Consider the following 22,952-nt stretch of genomic DNA (forward strand, 5'->3'; position numbering starts at 1 on the left):
AAAGCGGGCAAAACCCCGCAGCAGTTCGTGGCCGACATCGCCGCTGGCCGCAAGCCTTACCTGGACGGTTTTCACATCGGCTTTGACAACTGGCATTCCACCGACGGCCCGGAAAACCATGAACTGGCGCAGCAAATTTACCGCGACCTGAGAGCCGCCGGGCTCATCACCACGCGCGTGATCGAGCAGTTCTTTGACACCGCAAAGAACATGTTTCTGCCGGACCGCTTCATCAAGGGCGAATGCCCCAAGTGCGGTGCCAAAGACCAGTACGGCGACAACTGTGAAAACTGCGGCGCGGTGTACAGCCCGACCGAGCTGAAGAATCCGTACTCGGCCTTGTCGGGCGTGACGCCGGTGTTGCGCAATTCGGAGCACTATTTCTTCAAGCTGTCTGACCCGCGTTGCGTGGCGTTTCTGGAGCAGTGGACGCAGGGCACTAACGGCAACGGCCAATCTCATCTGCAAAGCGAGGTCTACAACAAGATCAAGGAGTGGCTGACGCCCGACGAAGAGGGCAAGCGCGACCTGGGCGACTGGGACATCAGCCGCGACGCGCCCTACTTCGGCATCGAAATTCCCGATGCACCGGGCAAGTACTTTTATGTCTGGCTGGATGCGCCCATCGGCTACCTGGCGTCCCTCAAAAACCGTTTCATCAAGCTCGCCGGTGACGCGGCACTGGGTTCGCAGCAATATGACGCCTTCATGGCCGACCCTTCAACCGAGCAGTACCACTTCATCGGCAAGGACATCATCACCTTCCACACCTTGTTCTGGCCGGCGATGCTGCATTTCAGCGGCCGCAAGACGCCCAACGCGATCTTTGTGCACGGCTTTTTGACCGTGAACGCCGAGAAGATGAGCAAGAGCCGCGGCACCGGCCTGGACCCGCTCAAGTACCTGAGCCTGGGCATGAACCCCGAATGGCTGCGCTACTACATCGCCGCCAAGCTGAACGCCCGCAACGAAGACGTGGAGTTCAGCCCGGAAGATTTCATGGCGCGGGTCAACAGCGATCTGGTGGGAAAGTACATCAACATTGCGTCACGCGCCGCGGGCTTTATTGCCAAGCGCTTTGACGGCCAGCTGGGCGCCATCTCCGCAGACGGTGCGGCGCTGCTCAGTCAACTTCGCGTTGAGCGCGCCAGCATCGAGCAACTGTATGAGAGCCGCGAGTTTGCCAAGGCGCTCAGAGAGACCATGCTGCTGGCGGATCGCGTGAACGAATACGTGGATGCCAACAAGCCGTGGGAACTGGCCAAGCAAGAGGGCATGGACGCCCGTTTGCACGATGTGTGCACGGTGTGCATGGAAGCCTTCGCGGTGCTCACGGCCTACCTCAAACCGGTGCTGCCCGCGCTGGCGGCGCAGGTGGAGTCCTTCCTCGGCATCGCTCCGCTGACGTTTGGCAGCGCCAGCCAGGCCTTGGGCGCGGGCCACCGCATTGGCGACTACAAACACCTGATGCAGCGCGTCGATATCAAGCAGCTTGAAGCACTGTTTGAGGCTCCAGCCCCCGTCGAACAAGCGCCACCAGCTACTGAATCAATAGCGCCTGGGGGCGAGGCGATCGCCCCCGCCATCAGCATCGACGACTTCACGAAGATTGATTTGCGAATCGCCAAAATCGTGAATTGCGAAGCGGTGGCGGGTTCCACCAAGCTGCTGCGCCTGACGCTGGACGTGGGTGAAGGCAAAATGCGCAACGTCTTCAGCGGCATTGCCAGCGCCTACCAGCCCGCCGACCTGATCGGCAAGCTCACGGTGATGGTTGCCAACCTGGCACCGCGCAAGATGAAGTTCGGCATCAGCGAAGGCATGGTGCTGGCGGCCGGCCACGGCAACGAAAAAGCCCAGCCCGGCATTTACGTGCTGGAGCCCACCGCCGGCGCGCAACCGGGCCTTCGGGTGAGGTAAAAGGCCGGACGCTGTAACGCCCGACCAGCACGGTATATTTTCGGTCCGGGTGTAAACTTCGCCCCCTCATGGACTTCATTCAGCAAGCGCCCTCCCCCTTGTCCAAGCGGCGCCTGTTCATTACGCGACTGCGACACTGCGGGCCCCCCAAGTCGACTTGATCACTCGTTGTTCAAGTCACTTGCGGAGCCCCGATGTATTTTTTCTTTCCCGTTATTCGTCTCAAGTTGATCGACTCATGCCATGAGTCGGCGCCCCTGCGATGAGCCACCTCATTGGGGGCGCTTTCATCTTGCTGCTGGGTGCAGCGCTTTGTCTTTTGCCCGTGAGCAACGCCATCCGTGCCGGCTTGGGACTGGGCTCACAAGCCCTGGCCACAATGTTGGTGGGGGCCGCCGTGCTACCGGTCCTGTTCGGCGCACCCGAGATCACAGGCGAACTGGCCTGGGCCTACCCGGTCGGTGTGTTTCGCATGCGGCTGGACGCGCTGGGCGCTTTTTTTCTGATCTGGTCCCTGCCGATGACGCTGCTGGGCAGCCTGTACGCCGTCGGCTACATGCGGCCTTTTTTCAAGGGCCCACGGCATTTGGGCGTGCACTACGCCTTGCTCAATCTGACCTCCGTGTCTTTCATACTGGTCTACACGGGCGAACATGCGCTGATCTTTCTGCTCGGATGGGAAATCGCAGCGCTTGCCGCCTGGCTGCTCGTGATCTGGGACTACACGAATCAAAAGGTGCGTTTTGCGGGCTTCAACTACCTGGTCTCAACCCATATCGGACTGATCTTCCTGGTGGCGGCGGTGATGATTCTTTACACGCACTCGGGCTCCTGGTACCTGAGTGACTTTGGGGCTTGGCTGCGGCAGAATCCGGGCACCACGCGCAATGTCGTGTTTCTGCTGCTGGTCACCAGCTTTGGCCTGAAATCCGCCTTCTTCCCTTTCCACTCCTGGCTGCCGCGTGCGCATGCGGCGGCCCCGGCCCATGTCTCGGCGCTGATGTCGGGCGTCATTCACAAGGCGGGCTTGTATGCCTTGGTTCGCTTCGTGCTGCTGACGGGCAAGCCCGATGAATGGATGGGCTGGTTCCTGATCGCCTTTTCCGCCTGCTCGGCCTTGGTGGGCGGCTTGTATACGGTGGGTCAACGAGACCTGAAGCGGCTGCTAGGCTACTCATCGACCGAGAACGTGGGCATTGCCGGGATCGGCTTTGGTGTCGGTTGTCTGGGCCTGACCTGGGGTATTCCGGCCCTCGTGGCGCTGGGCTTTGCAGGCGGCCTGCTGCACGTGCTCAACCACGCATTCTTCAAATGTCAGCTGTTCTACACGGCCGGGGCAGTCTACCGGGCCAAGCACAGCATCGACATGGAACGGCTCGGTGGTCTCGCCCGCCTGATGCCATGGACCGCTTTATGTTTTGTCATTGGTGGTGTTGCCATTTCGGCCTTGCCCCCGTTCAACGGTTTCGCCAGCGAGTTCGTCATTTACTCCGGCTTGTTCAGCAACGCCCCGATCGAGGTATGGGCCAAGCTCGCGCTGAGTGTCACCGCTGCCGTGCTGGCCTTTGTCGGAGCCGTCTCGGCCTTGAGCATCACGCGCGCCTTTGGCGTGATTTTTCAGGGCACGTCACGCGACACCAGCCTGCCCCCGGGTTCGGAGGCGAATGGCTGGATGTTGCTACCCATGGGCGTTCACGCCGTCGGTACCATCGTGCTCGGGGTCGCGCCGGTGCTGGGCTTCATGTTGGTCGCGGGTCCGACCGGGCTCTTCATGGCCGCGATGCCGGGGGCGTCCGCAACCGTCCACCTGCAAGCCGTCACGGACACCCTGACACGTGTCGGCATGATCTCTGGCGCACTGGTGCTTTTCATGGCGGCGATCCTCTGGCTGCGCTCCAAGGTTTGGCACCAGGCGCCAGCGCACAACGTCACCTGGGGCTGCGGCTATGGCGCACCCAATGCGCGCATGCAATACACGGGCGCTAGTTTTTCGTCGGACTTTGCCGGGCATTTTCGCAGCCTGATGGTTCTGCTGCAGCGGAAAAAGGCTGCCAAGGGCTACTTCCCCAGTGACAGCTATGTGATCACGGATTGCGTGGATGCGGTTGAGCGGCGCCTGTTCTCGGTCATCGCCCACGGCGACGAATCGGCCGCCAGTCTGTCAGAGCAACTGCACGAAGACGATCCCCGCATCGCCTTCGCGGCAGGCCTGGCAGCCCTGGTGACGATCGCCGCCCTGGTGCTTCTGGCAGAAGGAGCACTGCCATGAACACCCCGCTTGCCTTGGTGCATTTGTTGATCGTGCTCGGCATGCCTATTCTGTTGATCGGTCTGGTGAACCGGACCAAGTCCTGGTGGGCAGGACGCAAGGGGCCGCGTCTGCTGCAGTCAGCCTCGGACCTGAAACGCTTGTTGGGCAAGCGCCCGGTCTACAGCACGGCCGCCAGCCCCTTGTTTCGCGCGGGTGCCTATATCGTGCTGGCGTCGTGCCTGTTGGCCGCCATGATCGCGCCCGTGCTCGGCAAGTTCGCGCCGCTGCAGTTCGAGCATGATTTCATCGTCTTTGCCTACACCTTGGGCCTGGCGCGCATCGTTCTGATGATGTCGGCGATGGACGTGGGAAGCGCCTTCGAGGGCATGGGCGCAGCGCGCGAAGCGTCCTTCTCAAGCTACGCCGAGCCTGCGCTGTTTCTGGTGATTGGGGCGGCGAGCGTCGCCACCGGGCAAACCAGCTTTGCTGGCCTGATCGGCACGCTGCATGAAACGCGGCATTTTGCCTGGCTGGTGGCGCCCGCCGTGGTGACGCTTTTCATTCTGTTGCAGACCGAAGCGGCCCGGGTGCCGGTGGATGACCCGCTGACCCACCTGGAATTGACCATGATTCATGAAGTGATGATTCTCGACCACAGCGGACCCGAACTTGCCGCCATGCAATACGCCGCCGCGCTGAAAATGACGCTGTATGCCGGCCTGATCGCCGCCCTGCTCAACCCGCTCGACCCCTTGACCTCGCCCCTGGCGTGCACGCTCCTGTCGCTGGCCCTGATGGCGGCGGTGGCCGTATCGGTGGGATGTGTCGAATCCCTGACGGCACGGCTGCCCATGCGCTGGGTTCCGCGTTACCTGTTGGTCGCCACGGTGGCCGCCATCCTGTGTCTGGCGGCCGTGGGGTGGGGAGCGAGTTTGCCATGAACACGCCACTGATTCTCTTTTTGATTGCCACGGTCATACCGGTCTTTTTCGGAAAAATTCAGGCGGCGCCACTATGGCTGTGTTTGCAGGCTTTGGCACTTGGATGGACCACCTTAAGCCTGCGCGGTGAGCTCTCGCTCCATACCCTGGGCGCAGGGCTTGAGACCATCGCCGTGCGCGCCTGGCTGGTCCCCCTGTTGTTGCGCCGCACCCTTGCCCGGCAGACACAGGCGCATCTCGACTTGATGCCCTCCAACCTCTTTGCCTGGGGTGTGGCGATCGCCTTGATCATTCTGGCGTTCAAGTTTGGTGACGGCTCCAGAACGGACGCCCGCGCGCTCACGCTCGGCGTCATCGCCGCAACGGTCATGATCGCCCTGCTCATCCTGTCAACCAACGATGCGCCGACGGCCCAGCTGGTCGCCTTGCTCTTTATGGAAAACGCGCTGGCCCTGTTTGAAGCCTTGATGCCCGAGCCGTGGCCGCTGCCGGTGCATGGTGCGTTGAGTGCCGTGTACATCCTCACCTTCGCGGTTGGAAATTGGCTGGTTGGACACCACGCACCCGCCCCGCTGACCGGGCAAGAACAAGTGAAGGAAATTGCATGAGTGCGCTCACATCACCCGACGTGCCAGACACGCCACTGCAGACCAGTGAAACCGCATCAGCCCCAAGAACGTGGGTGTCCCCGGCCCTGGTGGGCGTGGCGCTGCTCGGTTGGCTCTTGTCCGTGAGCATCTTCATGACGATCCCGCTGGCCGAGCTACCCCGCTACTTCGTGCAGCGCTACTTTGTGCTGGACGCGACCTCCCTGTTGTTCGTGGTGCTGATCAATACCGTGTTCCTCGGTATCAGCGTCTACCTGTACTCCAGGGAACATACCTCCGAGGCACTGGCGAAAGACATACGGTCGCGCGCGGCCCTCTCTCTGGTGTTCATGGTGGTCCTGAACCTGGGCGTGATGTCAAACAACCTGCTCATGCTGTGGGCCTTTATCGAGGCCAGCACCCTGTGCGCAGCACCGCTGGTGGCGCGTGGCGATTCGAGGACCCCCCGGCGGGTGGCCTGGCGTTACATGCTCTACTCATCGATGTCCCTGGCCATCACCTTTCTGGGCTTCATGTGCCTGACCCAGTCAGCCCATTTGCGCGGCATTGAGATCAGCTTCAACGTCGACCAACTCGGGCTGGCTCTCTCGTCAACGGCTGACAGCTGGCAACGTCTGGGCCTCGCCCTCATGCTGTTCGGGCTGGGCAGCAAAATCGGACTGGCCCCCCTGTACGGCTGGTTGCCGGAAACCTATGAGGCGGCACCCACGAGCACCAGCGCGCTGCTGGCGGCCGCGCAATTCAACATCAGCGTGGTGGCGATGTTCCGGGTGTTGCAGGTCTTTCAGGGCCATGATGCGGGCTTCGTCTCGCAGGAACTGCTGGTCATGGGCTATCTGTCACTGATCGTGGCCGCCGTTCAAATGATGGCGGCGCGCAGCTACAAACGCCTGATCGCCTATGCCTGTGTCAGCTCTTCCGGCGTGATTGCCATCGGCCTGTCGGTGGGCAAGGCGGCCGCCTATGGTGTGGTGCTGTATGTCGTCAGCAATGCTTTCGTCAAGGCACTGCTGTTTCTCACGGCCGGGCGCCTGCGTGCGGTCTACGGCACCAACGAAGTCGCGGCCTTGAGCGGCGTGATCAAGGTTCTGCCATTCTCCGGCTTTCTGTTCGCGATTGGCATTTTTGCCTTGTTGGGCTTTCCGCCTTTTGCCAGTTTTCTGGCCGAAATGCTCATTCTCTCGGGCATCGTGCAGGTCGGCAACCTGATGGCATTCACCGTGATGTGCAGCATGTTGACGATCATCTTTGTCGCCACCGGGCGCTCCGTCTTTCCCATGTTGTGGGGGCCGTCAAACCGCAGTGGTCCCCCCGTCACGGAATCGCTATTGACGACCTTGCCAAAATTTGGTTTTGTGGGCATCTTGATCATGCTGGGGGCCTACACCCCCGAACCCGTCAGCAGGTTGCTGCTGTCGGTGGCCGAGTCCATCGGGGGTCGATGATGAAAGTGATCGAACCCTTGCGCCTGCTCGATGTGCGCGACGTCGCTCAAACCGACCTGCAGCAATTTGCACAGCTTTGCAGCGAACGCCTCAGCGCCGGGGAGCGGCTGATCACCTTGTTCGGCCGACCCGATGCCGGCGACGCCGTGGTGCTGACGGCTGTATTACAGCCCAAGGAGGGCCAGCTTGGCATTTTGCGGGCGCGCGCGCAGCGCGACGAACGGTACCCGTCGCTCACGCTCCAGCATCCCGCAGCGCAAATATTCGAGCGCGAACTGTGGGAACAAACGGGCATCACCCCGGATCACCACCCGTGGCTCAAGCCCGTGCGCTATGAAGGGGCGCGCCAGCAGCACATGGCCGAGCATCCGTTCTTCATGGTGCGCGGACGGGAGGTTCACGAAGTCGGCGTAGGGCCCATTCATGCCAGCGTGATTGAGCCCGGGCATTTCCGTTTCATGTGCCTGGGAGAGCAGGTCCACCACCTCGAAATTCAGCTGGGTTACCAGCATCGCGGGGTCGAATCCTTGCTGCTGCGCCGCCCCCCCATGGCACTGACTTCCACCGTCGAGTCGATCTGCGGCGACTCCTGCATTGCCTACGCCTGGGCCTACTGCGCGGCCATGGAAGCGCTGTCGGGCACGCCGGTGCGCGTGGAGGCCGAGCTGGTACGGGGCGCTGCTTTGGAGCTGGAGCGGGTGGCGATGCATCTCGCCGCCCTGACCGGCCTGGCCACCGACATTGCCTTCCTGCAAGGCGGGGCCAGCTATGGTCGTTTGCGCACGGCGATCATCAACGCCTCCATGCGCGTCTGCGGCAGCCGCTTCGGGCGCGGTTGGCTGCGCCCGGGGGGTGTCCGATTTGGCCTGACGGAGACACTGCGCCGGGACTTGGTGCAGACCCTGGCCGCATTTGCCAAAGACATTGCAGAAGTCAACGCCTTGATGCTCAGTGCCCGCAGCGTGCAAGCCCGGTTTCAGGGCACCGGTACTGTCAGCCTCCAGGCGGCGCAGGAGCTTGGGCTGCTTGGCCTGGTGGCGCGCGCCAGTGGCGTCGCCATCGATGCCCGCACCCGTCTGCCGGGTCGCCTGCACGACGCATGGCCCATTGGACAGCTGACCGAAACCACCGGCGACTGCTGGGCCAGGATGAAACTGCGCATGCGAGAAATCGACGCGTCCGTTGCCTGGCTGATGAACCTGCTGGGCAACAGCACGCTTGACCTGTGCGCCCCGAATGGCAAGCTTGAGCCAACACTGCGTCCCAACATGCTGTGTGTGTCATTGCGCGAAGGTTCCCGTGGTGCGGTGGTTCAGGTCGTGGAGACCTCGGCGCAGGGACAGTTGCGGCATTACAAGGTTCAGGACCCCTCGCTGCAGAACTGGTTTGGTCTGGCGCTGGCCGTCAGAGACAATGAGATTTCGGACTTCCCCATCTGCAACAAGAGCTTTGATCTTTCCTACTGTGGAAACGATCTGTAAGTCACACCATGCTTAAATCCATCGCCGTCAGGGTGTCCCAGGGGACGCAGTACATCAAAGATCCGCGCCAGGCCAAGCCGGCGGGCTTTCGCGGCAAGCCGGTCATTGGCAACGCCGCCTGCGAGAGCGCTTGCACGGCTTGCCTGGCAGCCTGTCCCACCGCGGCCATCGCACTCGACCCGATCCGGCTCGACCTCGGGCGCTGCGTGCTGTGTGGCGATTGTGAGCCGGTCTGCCCCAGTGCCAAACTCTCGTTCAACAACGATTTCCGGCTGGCCTCCACGGCGCGTGATGCCTTGTGGGTGGGTGAATCGCACCCGGACATTGATCCGATCAAGGTATCGGCTGCCCTGCACAAGCGATTTGGGCGTTCCCTCAAACTGCGTTCGGTCTCGGCTGGTGGCTGCAATGGCTGCGAGTTGGAGGTGAACGCCTTGAGCAACGTCAACTTTGACATCGGCCGTTACGGAATCGATATCGTGGCATCGCCCCGGCACGCGGACGGTCTGGTCTTGACGGGGCCGATCACGCGCAACATGACCCAAGCCTTGCAGATTTGTTGGGACGCCATGCCCGAGCCCAAGCTGGTGATTGCCGTCGGCGCCTGCGCGATATCCGGAAGTCCGTTCGAGGACTGCGACGGTATTGATCGCAGCTTTCTGGAGCGGTTCAAGCCCGCGCTCTATATTCCCGGCTGCCCGCCGCATCCCCTGACATTTGTTTGCGGCGTGCTGGACCTGCTGGGCATCCCCAGCTGATACGGTCAGGCGCGCCGGCGTACGGCCGCCAGGATGCCGCGCAAAATCTCGATTGGCGGCGGCGGACAGCCCGGCACCACGACATCCACCGGTATCACGTTGGCGACCCGTCCGCAGCTGGCATAGCTCTCACCAAAAATGCCGCCGTCGCAGCCACAGTCCCCTACCGCCACCACCAGCCTCGGTTCGGGTGTGGCATCAAAAGTGCGCCGCAAGGCGGTCACCATATTGCGCGATACCGGCCCGGTCACCAGCAGCATGTCGGCGTGGCGCGGACTGGCCACGAACTTGATGCCCAGACCCTCGATGTTGTAGTAGGGATTGCCCAGTGCGTTGATCTCCAGTTCGCAGCCGTTGCACGACCCGGCATCCACCATGCGAATGCTCAGGGCCTGGCCCAGAATGTCCAGCACATCAGCCTGGATGCGCCCGGCCTCAGTCCGCACGGCATCCCTGTCATACGGTGCGGGTTCGGTTCGAATGCCGTTTTTGGCAATTTGTTTGACTATTTTCCAAATCATAAATCCTGCCCCGAGTAGCTGAGGTTGAACGATTTGTTGATGAGCGGGAAATCGGGGACGATATTGCCGATCACCGCGTGCTCCAGTACCGGCCAGTTCTGCCAGGAGGGGTCGTGGCAATGGCAGCGCCGAATGCGGTGCTGGCTTGCTGCATCATCAAGCTCAAGCGCCACAAATAGCTCGCCACGCCAGCCTTCTACCCATCCCGCACCGCGCGTGGCGTGATCGGGCAAACCAAGCGCCTGGCGGACCGGGCCCGCAGGAAGCTTCTCAAGGATTTCCCGTATCAGTCGCAGCGATTCCAGTACTTCCTCAAACCGCATCGCCACCCGAGCGGCCACATCGCCGTTGCGGTGGGTCGCCATTTTCACCTGCAAGAGGTCATAGGGCGGCCAGGGATGATCGCAACGCAGGTCCCACGCCTGGCCACTGGCCCGCCCGGCCAGACCCGTCAGTCCCAATTGCGCCGCCAGCGCCGGGCTGACCCGCCCGGTGGTCATGAAACGGTCTTGCAAACCCGCATGCTCGTCGTACACCGCGTGCAGGGTCTTCACTTCGCGCGCCACGTCATCACATTGCCGACGCAGTCGGTCGATCTGGCCAGGATCAATATCGCCAGCCACACCACCGGGCACCACGCAGTCCATCATCAAACGATGCCCAAATGCATCGCGGGACAGGCGCAGCCAATCTTCGCGCAGGCGCGAGAACTGGGCCAGGCCAAAAGCAAATGCGGCGTCATTGCCCAGCGCACCCAGGTCGCCCAGGTGGTTGGCGACCCGTTCGCGCTCCAGCATCAGCGCGCGCAAGCACGCCGCCCGTGGCGCCAGCTCGCACGTGGCCGCCGATTCCAACGCCATGCAGTAAGCCCAGGCATAAGCCACGGTGGAATCGCCCGATACCCGCCCGGCAAGACGGTATGCCTGCATCGGGGGGAGTTGTGTCATGCGCTGCTCAATGCCTTTGTGGGTGTAACCGAGTCGCTGCTCCAGGCGTAAAACCTTTTCACCGACGACTGAAAAACGAAAATGCCCGGGCTCGATCACGCCGGCATGCACCGGGCCCACCGCGATCTCATGCACGCCATCCCCTTCGACGTGCACAAAAGCGTAGTCTTGCAACGGGGCGTCAGCAAATGCTGGCGCGGTGTCGGTGTCGTGACGCAAGGGAAAATAATCCACGGGCCAGGCGCCATGATTGAGCCACGGACGCTGGTCTTTGGCGCCCTCGGCATGCAGGCCCGACAACTCGGCGGCCGCCCGCTGCATTCTGGCGGCCGCTGGAAAGACAGGCACCAGGTCCGGGTAGGCGGTCTGGCCACCGTGCAGCGGTAGTTCCAGCCAGAGCAAACCGTCCAGCGTGACATAGGCCGCACACACCGAGGCCCCCTCTGCTGGTGCGCCGCCCCATAACGCCAGCAATCGCCCACCGACCTCGCGCACCGCGACGGCCGCGGTCAGCCAATCATCAACCGTCACGCGTGAGCGCCAGATCGGCACCGGCGCCACCATGCGTTGCAGATCGACATCCAAGCCGGAAATCTTTGTCAAGTCAGCCTCCCAACATGCGAGCCGCCTGCACGTACCAGGTATTGAGGTAAGGCGGAATGTACAAACCCAGCACCAAACCCAAACCGAGGTGAACAAACACCGGCACCAAAGCGGGTGGATGGGCCAGCGGAAAGAGCTTGGTCTCGCCAAAAACCATGGGCAGCACCCGGACCAGAACCGATGCGAAAGCGACCCCGAGCGCGAGAAACAAAAAAGGCGTGGCCCAGGCTTGTTCGCGCATCGCCGTGGTGAGGATGAGAAACTCGCTGGCAAACACGCCAAACGGTGGCATCCCCAGAATCGCCATCACGCCCAGCATCAGGCCCCAGCCCACGGTCGGATTGACCTTGATGAGACCGTGAATCTCACTCATGACCTGGGTTCCGGCTTTTTGCGTCGCGTGGCCTACCGTATAAAAAATGGCCGACTTGATGAGCGAATGCACCGTCATGTGCAACAAGCCGGCAAAATTGGCGATGGGGCCGCCCATGCCGAAAGCAAAGGTGATCAGGCCCATGTGCTCTATCGATGAGTAAGAAAACATGCGCTTGACATCTTTCTGGCGCGACAGAAAGAACGAAGCCACCACCACCGACAACAGGCCAAAACCCATCATCAGTTGACTCGTCAGGGGTCCCTGCAGGGCGCCGTCGGTGAGCACCTTGCAGCGCAGCACGGCATACATGGCAACGTTGAGCAGCAGGCCGGAGAGCACGGCGGACACCGGGGTCGGACCTTCCGCGTGGGCATCGGGCAACCAGCTGTGCAAGGGCACCATACCGACCTTGGTGCCGTAACCGATGAACAGAAAAGCAAAGGCGAGCGTGACGATGGCCGGGTCCAGCTGGGTCTTGATGGCATCCAGATTGGTCCACAGCAGCGTGGCCCCTTGCGGGCCCAGCACTTTTTCAGCGGCCATGTAAAGCAAGACGGTGCCGAACAGCGCCTGGGCAATGCCCACCCCACACAGAATGAAATATTTCCAGGCGGCCTCCAGGCTGGCCGCCGTGCGGTACACGCTGACCAGCAGCACGGTGGTCAGCGTGGCGGCTTCCATCGACACCCACAAGATGCCCAGGTTATTGGTGGTCAGCGCCAGCAACATGGTGAAGCTGAACAACTGGTACATGCCGTGGTACAGGCGCATGCGAGGTGGCGTCATCTTGCCGCGGTCTTGCTCGACCCGCATATAGGGCCGGGAAAAGATGGCGGTGGTGAGTCCGACGAAGGCCGTCAGGGTGACCAGAAACACATTCAACGGATCAATGAAGAATTGTTTATCCCAGACAAAAACCGGTCCATCGGCAATGACTTGCGCCGTGAGGAAACAGGCAGCGATGAAGGTCCCCAGGCTGAAGGCAACATTGAAATTTCGTGCGACATCGCGATGACCGATAAAAGCCAGAACGAGACTGCCAGCCAGCGGGATACCCAGAACAAAAAACAATGCGGGCACGGTCAGTCTTCCTTGAGCGCTTCGAGGTTGTGAATGTCCAGGCTGTCGAATTTTTCGCGAATCTGGAACATGAACACACCCAAAATCAAAACGCCGACCAGCACATCCAGTGCAATGCCAAATTCGACAATCATGGGCATGCCACTGGTGACCGTGGTGGCGGCAAAAATCAGCCCGTTTTCCATCGAAAGAAACCCGATCACCTGCGGCACGGCCTTGGAGCGGGTGATCATCATCATGAAGGCGAGCAGCACGCAGGCCAACGCAATGCCGAGCGAGCCGCCCGCCATGGAGGAAGACAGACGCGAGATCGGCAAGGCCAGACTGAAGGAAAAGATCACCAGCGCAATACCCACCAGCATGGTGGTCGGGATGTTGATCAGCGTTTCCACATCCCAGCGCACGTTCAGGCGCCGGATGACACGGTGCAACATCCAGGGAATCAAAATGACTTTGAGCGCCAGGGTCAAACCCGCTGACACATAAAGATCCGGCTGATCGGTTGCGTAGCCGAGCAGGATGGACGCCGCCACCAGGGCGGCACCCTGCAGGGTGAAAAGATTGATCAGGGAAACGATGCGTCGCTGCGAGATCATGGCAAACGACAGCATCAGAATCAGGGTCGCAAACAGGTTGATCAACTGCGGCACGAATTTGATCATGACACCCCCAGCAAGATATTGACCAGCAAGCCAATCACCGCCAACATGAAGGCGGTGGCGAGAAACTCCGGCACCCGGAAGATGCGCATCTTCGCGCTGAGCGCCTCAATGCACGCCAGCAAAACGCCGCCCACCGCCAGCTTGACGACGAGGACCGGCAGCGCCAGCAGCAGCGCGAGCGGTGCATGGGCTGCTGCCACCCCCCAGGGAAAAAACAGCGCCAGTCCGACGCAGGAATAGGCAAACAGTTTCAGACTGGCCGCCCATTCGAGCAGCGCCAGGTGGCGCCCCGAATATTCCAGGATCAAGGCCTCGTGAATCATGGTGAGTTCCAGATGGGTTTCCGGGTTGTCCACCGGTACCCGTGCGTTCTCGGCCAGCGCCACCATGGTGAACGCCACACCGGCCACCAGCAGGCTGGGGTAGATCGCAAGCTCCCGATGCCCCAGCCTTTCGACGATGGTGGTGAGAGCGGTCGAGCGGGAAATCATGGAGGCACAAAACAGCACCATCAGCAACGCCGGTTCGGCCAGAAAGCCAACCAGCATTTCGCGCCGCGCACCGAGCGTGCCAAAGGCCGTGCCGACATCCATCGCCGCCAAAGAGATGAACACTCGCGCCAGCGCGAACAAGCCGACCAACGCGATGGCGTCTGCCGCGGGCGACAAAGGCAGGTCCGTCGACAAGGTCGGAATGATGGCCGTGGCCAGCAACATGCAGCCGAAGACAATGTAGGGCGCCATGCGAAACAGGGGCGAAGCGTGCTCGGCCAGCACCGATTCCTTGTTGAACAACTTGTGCAGGACCCGGTAGGGCTGCAGCAACCCAGGTGCTGACTTGTTCTGCAGTCGGGCGCGCCATTGGTTCACCCAGCCCGAAAGCAGTGGCGCCAGCACCAGCGCCATCACAATCGCCAGCAACTGAGACAGCAGGCCGAGCAGGCTCATGACACCCCCCACGCTCGGCAATGCATGTCCTCCCTGCCCCCCGAGGGGGCTTTCGCTTGCTTGAAGCGGTTCTGCGCTGCGCTCATTGCTTCACCACCAGCAGCACCACGATCAGGGTCACAAAGCTGTACATCAAATAGACCGCGATGCGCCCTTGCTGCAACAGCCCGATCAGTTTCGAGCAGCGCTCGACCATCACCGCCACTGGCAGGTAGAGCCAGTACCACAGCGGGTCCTCCACCGTCACACGGTAGTGCGGCTGCGCATCGAATGGCGTGGGCAGTTCGCGCTTCATGCGAAACATGGGCTCGAAGATTTGCCGGATGGGTTGTCCAAAACCTTCCGCCGTGTCCTGCATGCGGGCGCTTTGCCACGGATAGCCGCAGTCCCAGGGCGGCGCGCGGCGTGTGCGGCCGCTGTACAGTCTGCGAACGAGCAGGTAAGCCACCACACAACAGGCGGCTACACCGAGCAGGAAGATGGCCGGGGCGTAACTCGCGCGCTCGATGCTCACCGGCACCAGCAACCAGCCGCTGGCCGCAACCGATTGCGCCATGCCGTCAGAGACCAGCAGACGGGTCACGGGATCGATCAGCGAAATCACCTGGTTGGGCAGCAAGCCCAGCGCGACGCAACCGGCCGCCAGCCAGAGCATGCCAACGCGTTCCCACAAGTCGGCATCATGCGCATGAGACAATTTTTCCTCACGCGGTTGGCCCAGAAAAATGACGCCGTAGAACTTGACCATGGTGAAGCCGGACAGCGCGGCAATCAGTGCAATCAGCGCGGCCAGCACGGGCACCAGCATGTTGAGAAACGAACTGGGCAGCCCGTTGGTGAACAGAAAGCTCTGCAACAGCAGCCACTCGGCCACAAACCCCCCAAATGGTGGTAACCCGGCACAGGCCAAGGCACCGATCAGACTTGGCCAGGCCACCCAGGGCATGTAGCGAATCAGGCCACCCAGCTTGCCCAGGCTGCGCTCGCCGGTGGCATGCAGCACGGCACCGGTGCTGCAAAACAGCAGACTTTTAAAGAAGGCGTGGCTCACCAGGTGGTACAGGGCTGCCGTCATGGCCAAAGCTGCCAGTGCTTTCATGCCGTAGGCGGAGAACAGCAGGGACAAACCGAAACCAGCACACATCAAACCTACGTTTTCAATCGAGGAATAGGCCAGCAAGCGCTTCATTTCCACTTGCACGGTGGAAAAAACGACGCCAAACAGGGCGGTGGTCAGACCCATCACCATCAGCAGCACGCCCCACCACCAGATACGGGTTTGCAACAGATCAAACGACACCCGCAACACGCCATACAACGCGATTTTCAGCATCACGCCGCTCATCAAGGCAGAAAAAGGGGACGGTGCAGCGGGATGCGCCTCGGGCAACCAGGCGTGCAATGGCAACAGGCCAGCCTTGGCGCCAAAGCCGAAAACAGCCAGAACAAACGCGACGGAACCCCAGAATGGTGACAGGTGCTGGGCGCGCATGGCGGCGAAGGTGTAGTCGCCGGTGTTGGCCTGTAAAACACCAAAACACAGCAGAATGCCTAAAGCGCCAATATGCGCCACCAGCATGTAGAGGTAGCCAGCAAAGCGGATTTCGGGAATGCGGTGGTTCGCCATGACCAGGAAAAATGACGAAAAAGCCATGGTCTCCCAGACCACCATGAAGACGTAGGCATCGTCAGCGATCACGACCATGGCAATGCTGGCCAGAAAAACGTGGTATTCCAGACAGATCAAACCGGGGGGCGTTCCCTCACCCTTGCGAAAATAACCGGCCGCAAAGGCCGACACGCCAGCCGATACACCGCCAATCACCATCAGGAAGAAGGCTGACAAACTGTCCAGGCGCAGGTGGAAGGGCAATTGGGGCAGCCCCAAGGGCAGCACCGCCACCTCCGGCCCGCTTGCCGCGGCGCCCAACGCGACACCCAGCAACACGAGCGAGAAGAAGCCACTCACCGGAAACAAGACGGCAGCCACCAACTTGAAATTTCGAAGGGCAAAGACACCCAATACGCCGGCCATCAGCCAGGCGACCACAACCACCAGGACCCAGTCCAGATGGACCCACGTTGCGGGATGGGGAAAACCGTTCATTCAGCGTCAATAAAAAAAACAGATTCGAACGCACATGTAACTGATGGTACTCGCTGTCGCACGGCGCCACAGGCCACGCCGACCTCGCTAAAATACGACAAAGAGGTTAAGTTCATGAATATTTTCTACCGCCCCAAGTACCTGTCTGACGTGACCCAGTTCATCGCTCAGCTGAAAGTCAAAAACCCGGCACTGGAGGCCAAGCAGCGCCAGGGCCGCGAACTGCTGTGGGACAAAGCGGTTGACCGCAGCGCCTGGAGCGAGTACCGGGAAGCGGAAGTTGAGCAGAAGCCTTACGTCTATCAGACCAACGCCAGTCAATAATAAAATAGCTTCTAGTCCCCGTAAATAGGGCGCTAGAAGCTATTTATTTGATAGCAAATTGATGTCCAGCATGGCTGACAGCGCCGAGCTGATCATCCGCAGCACGCCCGATTCACCCGGTATGCCGGAGGTGGTGGACCACGTGGCGGTGGCCCGTCTGTACGGCGAGCCGCTGTTTGCCATGCCGCGCGATTTGTACATTCCGCCGGATGCGCTGGAAGTCTTCCTGGAAGCTTTTGAAGGTCCGCTGGACCTGTTGCTGTACCTGATCCGCAAGCAGAATTTCAACATTCTGGACATCCCCATGGCCGGGGTGACGCGCCAATACCTGGTGTATGTCGATGAAATTCGCGGTCGCAACCTGGAGCTGGCGGCCGAATACCTGCTAATGGCAGCTATGTTGATTGAGATCAAGTCGCGCATGTTGCTGCCGCCCAAGAAGGTGGCTGAAGGGCAAGAAGCGGAAGACCCTCGCGCCGAGCTGGTCCGCCGTTTGCTCGAATACGAGCGCATGAAGCTGGCCGGTGCCAAGCTCAACGCCGTGCCCCAGTTTGGCCGCGACTTCCTGAAAGCCCAGGTGTTTATTGAGCAGTCGCTGCAGCCGCGCTTCCCGGACGTCAACGTGGTCGATCTGCAGGAAGCCTGGCAAGACATCCTGAAGCGTGCCAAACTGGTACAGCACCACAAGATCACACGCGAAGAACTATCGGTGCGCGAACACATGAGCATGGTGCTCAAAAAACTTCAGGGTCGCCGCTTTGTCGAATTTGAGGAGTTGTTTGACGCCACCAAAGGCACGCCGGTATTGGTCGTCACCTTCATCGCCCTGCTCGAACTCGCCAAGGAAACCCTGATTGAAATCACCCAGGCCGAAGTATTTGCCCCGATCTACGTCCGCCTGGCCTACTCACCCGCATGATTGCATTTCCACTTCAAGGCGATATGTCGTTGCCCCGCCTTGTCGTGCTAAAGCACTGCCTACGTCGATGCGCCTAATCTCGCATTGAATTGAAAACGCAATGACACCTACTACTGCTACTACCCTCCAATTTGACGTGCTGATTGTCGGCAGCGGCCTGGCCGGACTGAGCGCCGCCTTGCTGCTGGCACCGAATCGACGCGTGGCCGTGATCACCAAACGCGCGGTGCATGAGGGCTCCAGCGGCTGGGCCCAGGGCGGCATTGCCGCGGTCTGGAGCAAGGACGACAGTTTTGATGCCCACGTGGACGATACGCTGGTGGCTGGCGCCGGTCTGTGCGACCTGGCCGCCACCCGTTTCGTGGTGGAACAGGCACCCCGGGCCATCGCCTGGCTGCAAGCCATGGGCGTGCCCTTTTCCGAAGAAGCCGGTCAGTTGCACCTGACCCGCGAAGGCGGCCACAGCGCGCGGCGCATTGTGCATGTGACCGATGCCACGGGCGCGGCCGTGCAGCGCACCCTGATCGAGCGCGTGCGCCAGACGCCCAACATCACCCTGTTCGAAAACCACACCTTGGTGGACCTGATCACCAGCACCAAGCTGGGCCTGCCCAACAAGCATTGTCTGGGCCTGTACGCGCTGGACGAAGCCACTGACGAAGTGCTCACCTTCCAGGCCCCCCACACCATTCTGGCCACCGGCGGCGCCGGCAAGGTGTACCTCTACACCACCAACCCCGACACCGCCACCGGCGACGGCATTGCCGCCGCCTGGCGCGCCGGTTGCCGCGTGCAGAACATGGAGTTCATCCAGTTTCACCCCACCTGCCTGTACCACCCGCATGCCAAATCATTCCTGATCAGTGAAGCGGTGCGCGGCGAAGGCGGTCGTTTACTGCTGCCCGACGGCACACGCTTCATGCCGCAGCACGACGCACGCGCCGAACTGGCGCCGCGCGACGTGGTGGCCCGCGCCATCGACTTCGAGATGAAAAAGGGCGGACTGGACTGCGTCTACCTCGACATTTCGCACCAGCCGCTGGCTTTCCTGAAAGAACATTTTCCCAACATCTACGCGCGCTGCCTGGAACTGGGCATCGACATCTCCAAACAACCCATTCCCGTCGTGCCCGCCGCCCATTACACCTGTGGCGGGGTACTCACCGATCTGATGGGACACACCGACGTGGGCGGTTTGTACGCCATCGGTGAAACCGCCTGCACCGGCCTGCACGGCGCCAACCGGCTGGCCAGCAATTCGCTGGTGGAATGCATGGTCTTTGCGCAGGCCACGGCGCAGGCCATTTCCCAGGCCCCAGCGGCGCGGACGCCCGCGCTGCCGGCCTGGGACGACAGCCGCGTGACCGATGCGGACGAAGCCGTGGTGATCTCGCACAACTGGGATGAGTTGCGCCGCTTCATGTGGGACTACGTGGGCATTGTGCGCACCAACAAGCGGCTCGAGCGCGCCGCCCACCGCATCGCCCTGCTGCAGGATGAAATCCAGGAGTTCTACGCCCATTTTCATGTGACGCGCGACCTGCTGGAGCTGCGCAATCTAGTGCAAGTGGCGGACCTCATCGTGCGTAGCGCCCAGGCCCGTCATGAGAGCCGTGGCCTGCATTTCAGCCGCGACTACCCTGAACTCGCCGCCGTCGCCTTACCCACCATTTTGGTGCCCCAGCCCTAGTCTTCAGGGCGCGAGTTGCGCGCGCAGCCAACCGCGCACGCTGTTGAAAAAGGCCACCTCGTCGGCACGCCGCAAATCGGCCAAGTCCAGCACCGCCTCGGTGATCTGGCCGCGCGCCAGCAGATCGGCGCGACAGGTTCCGGCCAGCAAGCCGCAGTGCAGGGCCGGCGTCAGCCACCGGCCGCCAATCTTGAGCGCCACATTGCCACGGGTGAACTCGGTGAGCTCGCCGCGTTCGTTGTGCAACAAGGTGTCAAACACGCCGGGCTCTGACCGCAGTCGCATCTCGTAGTGCTCGCGCCGCGTCGTCTTGTGGACCACGAACTCATGCTCACGGCCCATGGACTCGATGGCAAGCTCGCTCAGGTTAAAGATCACCGGCTGCTGGCTTGGCTCCAGCGCGAAAGCCTGCACCGTTGGCTGCCCTGCCGGCGAACAGGTCAGCCGCACCCGGTAGCTGCCCCGCTCGTGCCCGCGCGCCAGCGCTTGCAGACAGTCCTGCACGGCATCCGGCCGCCAGACAAAGCCGAAGTAGGCGGCGCTGGCCGCCATGCGTGACAGATGTTCCGGCAGCAGTTCATAGTGGCCGTCTTCCAGGCGCAAAGTCTCCAGCAGTTCGAAGCCACGCGCGGCGCGTTCAAGAAAGCGTGTTTTAGCCGCCAGCTCTTGCCATTCGGCCTGCGGTTCGGCATAAAAGGTCACGGCACTGCCGACGCCGAAATGAGCCCGCCAGGGCGCTGGGGCCGTCACGCCGGGCGCGGCGGGCTCGCGTTCCAGCGCCACGGTGCGAATCGGCACATTGAAAGTGGCCGCGCCGCCGGGGCGCACCACGCCCACGGCGCCGCAGTAAACGCCGCGCGGACTCGGCTCCAGCTCGCGAATCCAGTGCATGGCGCGTGCCTTGGGGGCACCGGTCACCGAGCCGCAGGGGAACAAAGCCCGAAACAGATCGGACAGGCCGATGCCCGGGCGGGTGCGCGCCGTGATGGTTGAGGTCATCTGCCAGACCGTGGGCAGGGCCTGCACTTCAAACAGCTGGCGCACCTGCACGCTGCCCGGCTGGGCAATACGCCCCATGTCGTTGCGCAGCAGGTCCACGATCATCACGTTCTCGGCCCGCTCCTTCTCGCTATTGCGCAGCTGTTCGCGGGCTTGCGCATCGCACAGCGGGTCGGCATGGCGAGGCGCCGTGCCCTTCATGGGCTGGCAGGTCAGCACGCCCTCGGCGCCGTCCGGGCGCCAGTCAAAGAACAGTTCGGGCGACAGGCTCAGTATCTGCTGCCCATCCGAGTCCGACCAGTCCAGCCAAGCCTGGTAACCGCCGGGCTGGGCCGTGCGCAAGCGGGCAAACCAGGCCGCCACCTGCGTCGCGTCAGCACCCGAAAATTGGGCCTGCAGGGCTTCGGTGAGGTTGACCTGGTAGCACTCGCCCGCCGCCATGGCATCGCGGGCGCGCTGCACCCGGGCGGCGTAGTTCGGGTAGGACGTGCCCAATACCCATTCAGAAAGCGATTGCAAAGGCGCACCCACCGAGGAAGGGGAAGCCTCATCCGCAGGGCTCTGCAGCCACGGCAGTGCATCGGCGTACACGGCAAAGCGTGCCAGAGGCCAGCCCGGACGCCCACTGTGGGTCACCAGGGCCGCATCAAAAGCGCTGGCGGCCTCATACGCCAGCTCGCCCACGCACCAGTGACCGGCCTGCGCCTGTACCTGTACCTGTCGCAGCAGGTCTTGCACCTCATCCAGATGCCAGGCCGTGAGCAGCAGAATGGGGTCTGCAAACCGCACCTGCCAGCGGGCCGGCGTGGTGAGGCCGGTGTCGCCCGGCGAAGGATCTGGGAAGTCGATGAAGGCGCGCACGGCAGCGCTCCGGGGCTGTTGGAAAGGAGCCCGCATTGTAGAGAGCAAATCAATTGTCCGTTTCTGAAACACGATAGACTTCGCTGAGCGCGACCTCTGTGCCCTGCGTCGCTATAATTAATAATTCATTTCAACAGATCGTCATTTTCCATGGCGAAATGCACGAGCAAGACTTGTGCGTCACCGCTGAAAACCTGCTCAACATGGCCAACATCCCTCACAAGCTGCCAATCCACCTTTGCAAACTCAAGCACGGCGACGCTCAGATCGGCAGGCGCCGTCACGGCTTGACGCCATGCCCGTGATGGCCGCGTCGCTGGCGCTACGCAGCCTGCGCAGCGTATGGCATCCCTGCACGCAGATGAAGCTGCACGAAGGCACGCCGCCGATCGCCATCGGGCGCGCGCAAGGTGCCTGGCTGTATGACGTGGATGACAAGCGCTACCTCGACGGCATCAGCTCCTGGTGGGTCAACCTGTTCGGCCACAGCCATCCGCATATCAAGGCCGCATTGGTCGACCAGCTGGACCGGCTGGACCATGTGATGCTGGCCGGCTTCACCCACGCACCGGTGGTGGAACTGTCCGAACGTCTGGCCGCATTGACAGGCCTGGGCCATGCCTTCTATGGCAGCGACGGCGCCTCGGCGACCGAGATTGCGCTCAAGATGAGCGCGCATTTCTGGCGCAACAGCGGCCAGCCCGCCAAGTGCCGCTTCATCGGCTTGGCCGACGGCTACCACGGCGAAACCGTGGGCGCCCTGGCGGTGACCGACATCGCGATCTTCCGCGAAGCCTATGCGCCGCTACTGCGCCTGGCCGCCACCGTTCCCAGCCCCGACGCGCGTAGCGCCCAAACCGGCGAAAACGCCGCCGATGTCGCCCGGCGTTGCGCCGCGTCACTGGCGTCCTGGCTGGCCGAGCACCATGCAGAGACGGCGGCGCTGATCGTCGAGCCCATGGTGCAATGCGCCGCCGGCATGGTCATGTACGACGCCGAGTACCTGCGCTTGGCGCGCGCGCTATGCGACCGCTACCAGGTGCACCTGGTGGTGGACGAAATCGCCACCGGCTTTGGCCGCACCGGCACCATGTTCGCGCACCAGCAAGCCGGTATCCGGCCCGACTTCATCTGCCTGTCCAAAGGCCTGACGGGCGGCACCTTGCCGCTGTCGGCGGTGTTGACCACGGACACGGTGTTTGAGGCCTTTTACGATGACGAGATGGCGCGCGGCTTTCTGCATTCGCATTCCTACACCGGTAACCCGCTGGCCTGTCGCGCCGCGCTGGCAACGCTGGAAATATTTGAGCAGCAGGACGTGCTGGCGCGCAATACCGTGCTGGCCCGCACGCTCGATGCAGCCCTCGCGCCGCTCACGCACCACCCACGGGTGCGCCATGCGCGCCGTCTGGGCATGATCTGGGCCTGGGACGTCGAGACCACCCTGCCCCATTTCGCGCGCCGCTACCACCACCATGCGATGGCGCGCGGCCTGCTGCTGCGCCCCATTGG

Annotated in this window: 19 protein-coding genes; 11 read left to right on the forward strand and 8 right to left on the reverse strand. The window is 62.0% G+C overall.

Annotated elements, in window-relative coordinates:
- From metG to B3V69_RS06815, 7 genes are all read left to right on the forward strand, one after another.
- A partial coding sequence (gene metG / locus B3V69_RS06785) for a methionine--tRNA ligase (protein ID WP_296444998.1) occupies window positions 1-1,920 on the forward strand: 1,920 nt, incomplete at its 5' end.
- Window positions 1,921-2,182: 262 nt separating this feature from the next.
- Window positions 2,183-4,189 carry a proton-conducting transporter membrane subunit gene (locus B3V69_RS06790; RefSeq protein WP_296445000.1) on the forward strand — a complete coding sequence of 669 codons (2,007 nt, stop codon included), beginning with the start codon at window positions 2,183-2,185 and terminating at the stop codon, window positions 4,187-4,189.
- Window positions 4,186-5,112, forward strand: a complete 927-nt coding sequence (locus tag B3V69_RS06795) for a respiratory chain complex I subunit 1 family protein (protein WP_296445001.1) — start codon at window positions 4,186-4,188, stop codon at window positions 5,110-5,112. The genes B3V69_RS06790 and B3V69_RS06795 overlap by 4 nt, the downstream gene beginning before the upstream one ends.
- Window positions 5,109-5,720 (forward strand): hypothetical protein, encoded by a 612-nt coding sequence (locus tag B3V69_RS06800; protein ID WP_296445003.1) that lies wholly within the window; start codon window positions 5,109-5,111, stop codon window positions 5,718-5,720. The genes B3V69_RS06795 and B3V69_RS06800 overlap by 4 nt, the downstream gene beginning before the upstream one ends.
- On the forward strand, window positions 5,717-7,165 hold the full coding sequence (locus B3V69_RS06805) for a complex I subunit 5 family protein (RefSeq protein ID WP_296445005.1): 1,449 nt from the start codon (window positions 5,717-5,719) through the stop codon (window positions 7,163-7,165). The genes B3V69_RS06800 and B3V69_RS06805 overlap by 4 nt, the downstream gene beginning before the upstream one ends.
- On the forward strand, window positions 7,165-8,646 hold the full coding sequence (locus B3V69_RS06810; protein WP_296445007.1) for an NADH-quinone oxidoreductase subunit C: 1,482 nt from the start codon (window positions 7,165-7,167) through the stop codon (window positions 8,644-8,646). The genes B3V69_RS06805 and B3V69_RS06810 overlap by 1 nt, the downstream gene beginning before the upstream one ends.
- 8 nt (window positions 8,647-8,654) lie before the next feature.
- Window positions 8,655-9,404: an NADH:ubiquinone oxidoreductase gene (locus B3V69_RS06815; protein ID WP_296445009.1), complete on the forward strand. Its 750-nt coding sequence runs from the start codon at window positions 8,655-8,657 to the stop codon at window positions 9,402-9,404.
- Between the two features lie 5 nt (window positions 9,405-9,409).
- Here B3V69_RS06815 and B3V69_RS06820 read toward each other — a convergent pair whose 3' ends face one another.
- From B3V69_RS06820 to hyfB, 6 genes are all read right to left on the reverse strand, one after another.
- Window positions 9,410-9,922: an NADH-quinone oxidoreductase subunit B family protein gene (locus tag B3V69_RS06820; RefSeq protein WP_296445030.1), complete on the reverse strand. Its 513-nt coding sequence runs from the start codon at window positions 9,920-9,922 to the stop codon at window positions 9,410-9,412.
- Window positions 9,922-11,436 carry an NADH-quinone oxidoreductase subunit C gene (locus B3V69_RS06825; RefSeq protein ID WP_296445032.1) on the reverse strand — a complete coding sequence of 505 codons (1,515 nt, stop codon included), beginning with the start codon at window positions 11,434-11,436 and terminating at the stop codon, window positions 9,922-9,924. The genes B3V69_RS06820 and B3V69_RS06825 overlap by 1 nt, the downstream gene beginning before the upstream one ends.
- 40 nt (window positions 11,437-11,476) lie before the next feature.
- The gene (locus B3V69_RS06830) at window positions 11,477-12,931 is read right to left on the reverse strand and encodes a hydrogenase 4 subunit F (protein WP_296445011.1); all 1,455 of its coding nucleotides are present in this window, start codon (window positions 12,929-12,931) and stop codon (window positions 11,477-11,479) included.
- Window positions 12,932-12,933: 2 nt separating this feature from the next.
- Entirely contained in the window at window positions 12,934-13,593 is a 660-nt protein-coding gene (locus tag B3V69_RS06835) for a formate hydrogenlyase (protein WP_296445013.1), read from the reverse strand.
- A complete protein-coding gene (locus B3V69_RS06840) occupies window positions 13,590-14,540 on the reverse strand; it encodes a respiratory chain complex I subunit 1 family protein (protein ID WP_296445014.1) in 951 nt (316 codons plus the stop codon). The genes B3V69_RS06835 and B3V69_RS06840 overlap by 4 nt, the downstream gene beginning before the upstream one ends.
- Window positions 14,541-14,622: 82 nt before the next feature.
- The gene (gene hyfB / locus B3V69_RS06845) at window positions 14,623-16,647 is read right to left on the reverse strand and encodes a hydrogenase 4 subunit B (RefSeq protein ID WP_296445016.1); all 2,025 of its coding nucleotides are present in this window, start codon (window positions 16,645-16,647) and stop codon (window positions 14,623-14,625) included.
- 114 nt (window positions 16,648-16,761) lie between these two features.
- Here hyfB and B3V69_RS06850 point away from each other — a divergent pair, with 114 nt between their 5' ends.
- The 3 genes from B3V69_RS06850 to nadB all read left to right on the forward strand — a co-directional run bounded on the left by B3V69_RS06850 (window position 16,762) and on the right by nadB (window position 19,580).
- Window positions 16,762-16,971: a DUF3460 family protein gene (locus tag B3V69_RS06850; protein WP_296445018.1), complete on the forward strand. Its 210-nt coding sequence runs from the start codon at window positions 16,762-16,764 to the stop codon at window positions 16,969-16,971.
- Between the two features lie 70 nt (window positions 16,972-17,041).
- The gene (locus B3V69_RS06855; RefSeq protein ID WP_414707481.1) at window positions 17,042-17,890 is read left to right on the forward strand and encodes a segregation and condensation protein A; all 849 of its coding nucleotides are present in this window, start codon (window positions 17,042-17,044) and stop codon (window positions 17,888-17,890) included.
- Between the two features lie 100 nt (window positions 17,891-17,990).
- Complete coding sequence (gene nadB / locus B3V69_RS06860) at window positions 17,991-19,580, forward strand: L-aspartate oxidase (protein ID WP_296445022.1); 1,590 nt, start codon at window positions 17,991-17,993, stop codon at window positions 19,578-19,580.
- A 3-nt stretch (window positions 19,581-19,583) separates the two neighbouring features.
- Here the strand turns inward: nadB and B3V69_RS06865 are convergent, their stop codons facing one another.
- Both B3V69_RS06865 and B3V69_RS06870 read right to left on the reverse strand, forming a co-directional pair.
- Window positions 19,584-21,440 carry a chorismate-binding protein gene (locus tag B3V69_RS06865; RefSeq protein WP_296445024.1) on the reverse strand — a complete coding sequence of 619 codons (1,857 nt, stop codon included), beginning with the start codon at window positions 21,438-21,440 and terminating at the stop codon, window positions 19,584-19,586.
- A gap of 125 nt (window positions 21,441-21,565) precedes the next feature.
- The gene (locus B3V69_RS06870) at window positions 21,566-21,724 is read right to left on the reverse strand and encodes a hypothetical protein (protein WP_296445027.1); all 159 of its coding nucleotides are present in this window, start codon (window positions 21,722-21,724) and stop codon (window positions 21,566-21,568) included.
- A 20-nt stretch (window positions 21,725-21,744) separates the two neighbouring features.
- Between B3V69_RS06870 and bioA the strand changes: the two genes are divergently transcribed.
- The coding region (bioA, locus tag B3V69_RS06875; protein ID WP_296445034.1) for an adenosylmethionine--8-amino-7-oxononanoate transaminase at window positions 21,745-22,952 on the forward strand (1,208 nt) is incomplete at its 3' end.

The organism is Rhodoferax sp. UBA5149 (genome assembly GCF_002413825.1).
Classification (GTDB): Bacteria; Pseudomonadota; Gammaproteobacteria; order Burkholderiales; family Burkholderiaceae_C; genus Rhodoferax.

Excerpts from the sequence above, each read along its gene's own strand:
- nadB (WP_296445022.1), top strand. The coding sequence starts at position 17,991 with ATGACACCTACTACTGCTACTACCCTCCAATTTGACGTGCTGATTGTC.
- B3V69_RS06835 (WP_296445013.1), bottom strand. The coding sequence starts at position 13,593 with ATGATCAAATTCGTGCCGCAGTTGATCAACCTGTTTGCGACCCTGATT.
- B3V69_RS06815 (WP_296445009.1), top strand. The coding sequence starts at position 8,655 with ATGCTTAAATCCATCGCCGTCAGGGTGTCCCAGGGGACGCAGTACATC.
- B3V69_RS06850 (WP_296445018.1), top strand. The coding sequence starts at position 16,762 with ATGAATATTTTCTACCGCCCCAAGTACCTGTCTGACGTGACCCAGTTC.
- B3V69_RS06790 (WP_296445000.1), top strand. The coding sequence starts at position 2,183 with ATGAGCCACCTCATTGGGGGCGCTTTCATCTTGCTGCTGGGTGCAGCG.
- B3V69_RS06840 (WP_296445014.1), bottom strand. The coding sequence starts at position 14,540 with ATGAGCCTGCTCGGCCTGCTGTCTCAGTTGCTGGCGATTGTGATGGCG.
- B3V69_RS06805 (WP_296445005.1), top strand. The coding sequence starts at position 5,717 with ATGAGTGCGCTCACATCACCCGACGTGCCAGACACGCCACTGCAGACC.
- hyfB (WP_296445016.1), bottom strand. The coding sequence starts at position 16,647 with ATGAACGGTTTTCCCCATCCCGCAACGTGGGTCCATCTGGACTGGGTC.
- B3V69_RS06795 (WP_296445001.1), top strand. The coding sequence starts at position 4,186 with ATGAACACCCCGCTTGCCTTGGTGCATTTGTTGATCGTGCTCGGCATG.
- B3V69_RS06800 (WP_296445003.1), top strand. The coding sequence starts at position 5,109 with ATGAACACGCCACTGATTCTCTTTTTGATTGCCACGGTCATACCGGTC.
- B3V69_RS06825 (WP_296445032.1), bottom strand. The coding sequence starts at position 11,436 with ATGGTGGCGCCGGTGCCGATCTGGCGCTCACGCGTGACGGTTGATGAT.
- B3V69_RS06855 (WP_414707481.1), top strand. The coding sequence starts at position 17,042 with ATGGCTGACAGCGCCGAGCTGATCATCCGCAGCACGCCCGATTCACCC.
- B3V69_RS06810 (WP_296445007.1), top strand. The coding sequence starts at position 7,165 with ATGAAAGTGATCGAACCCTTGCGCCTGCTCGATGTGCGCGACGTCGCT.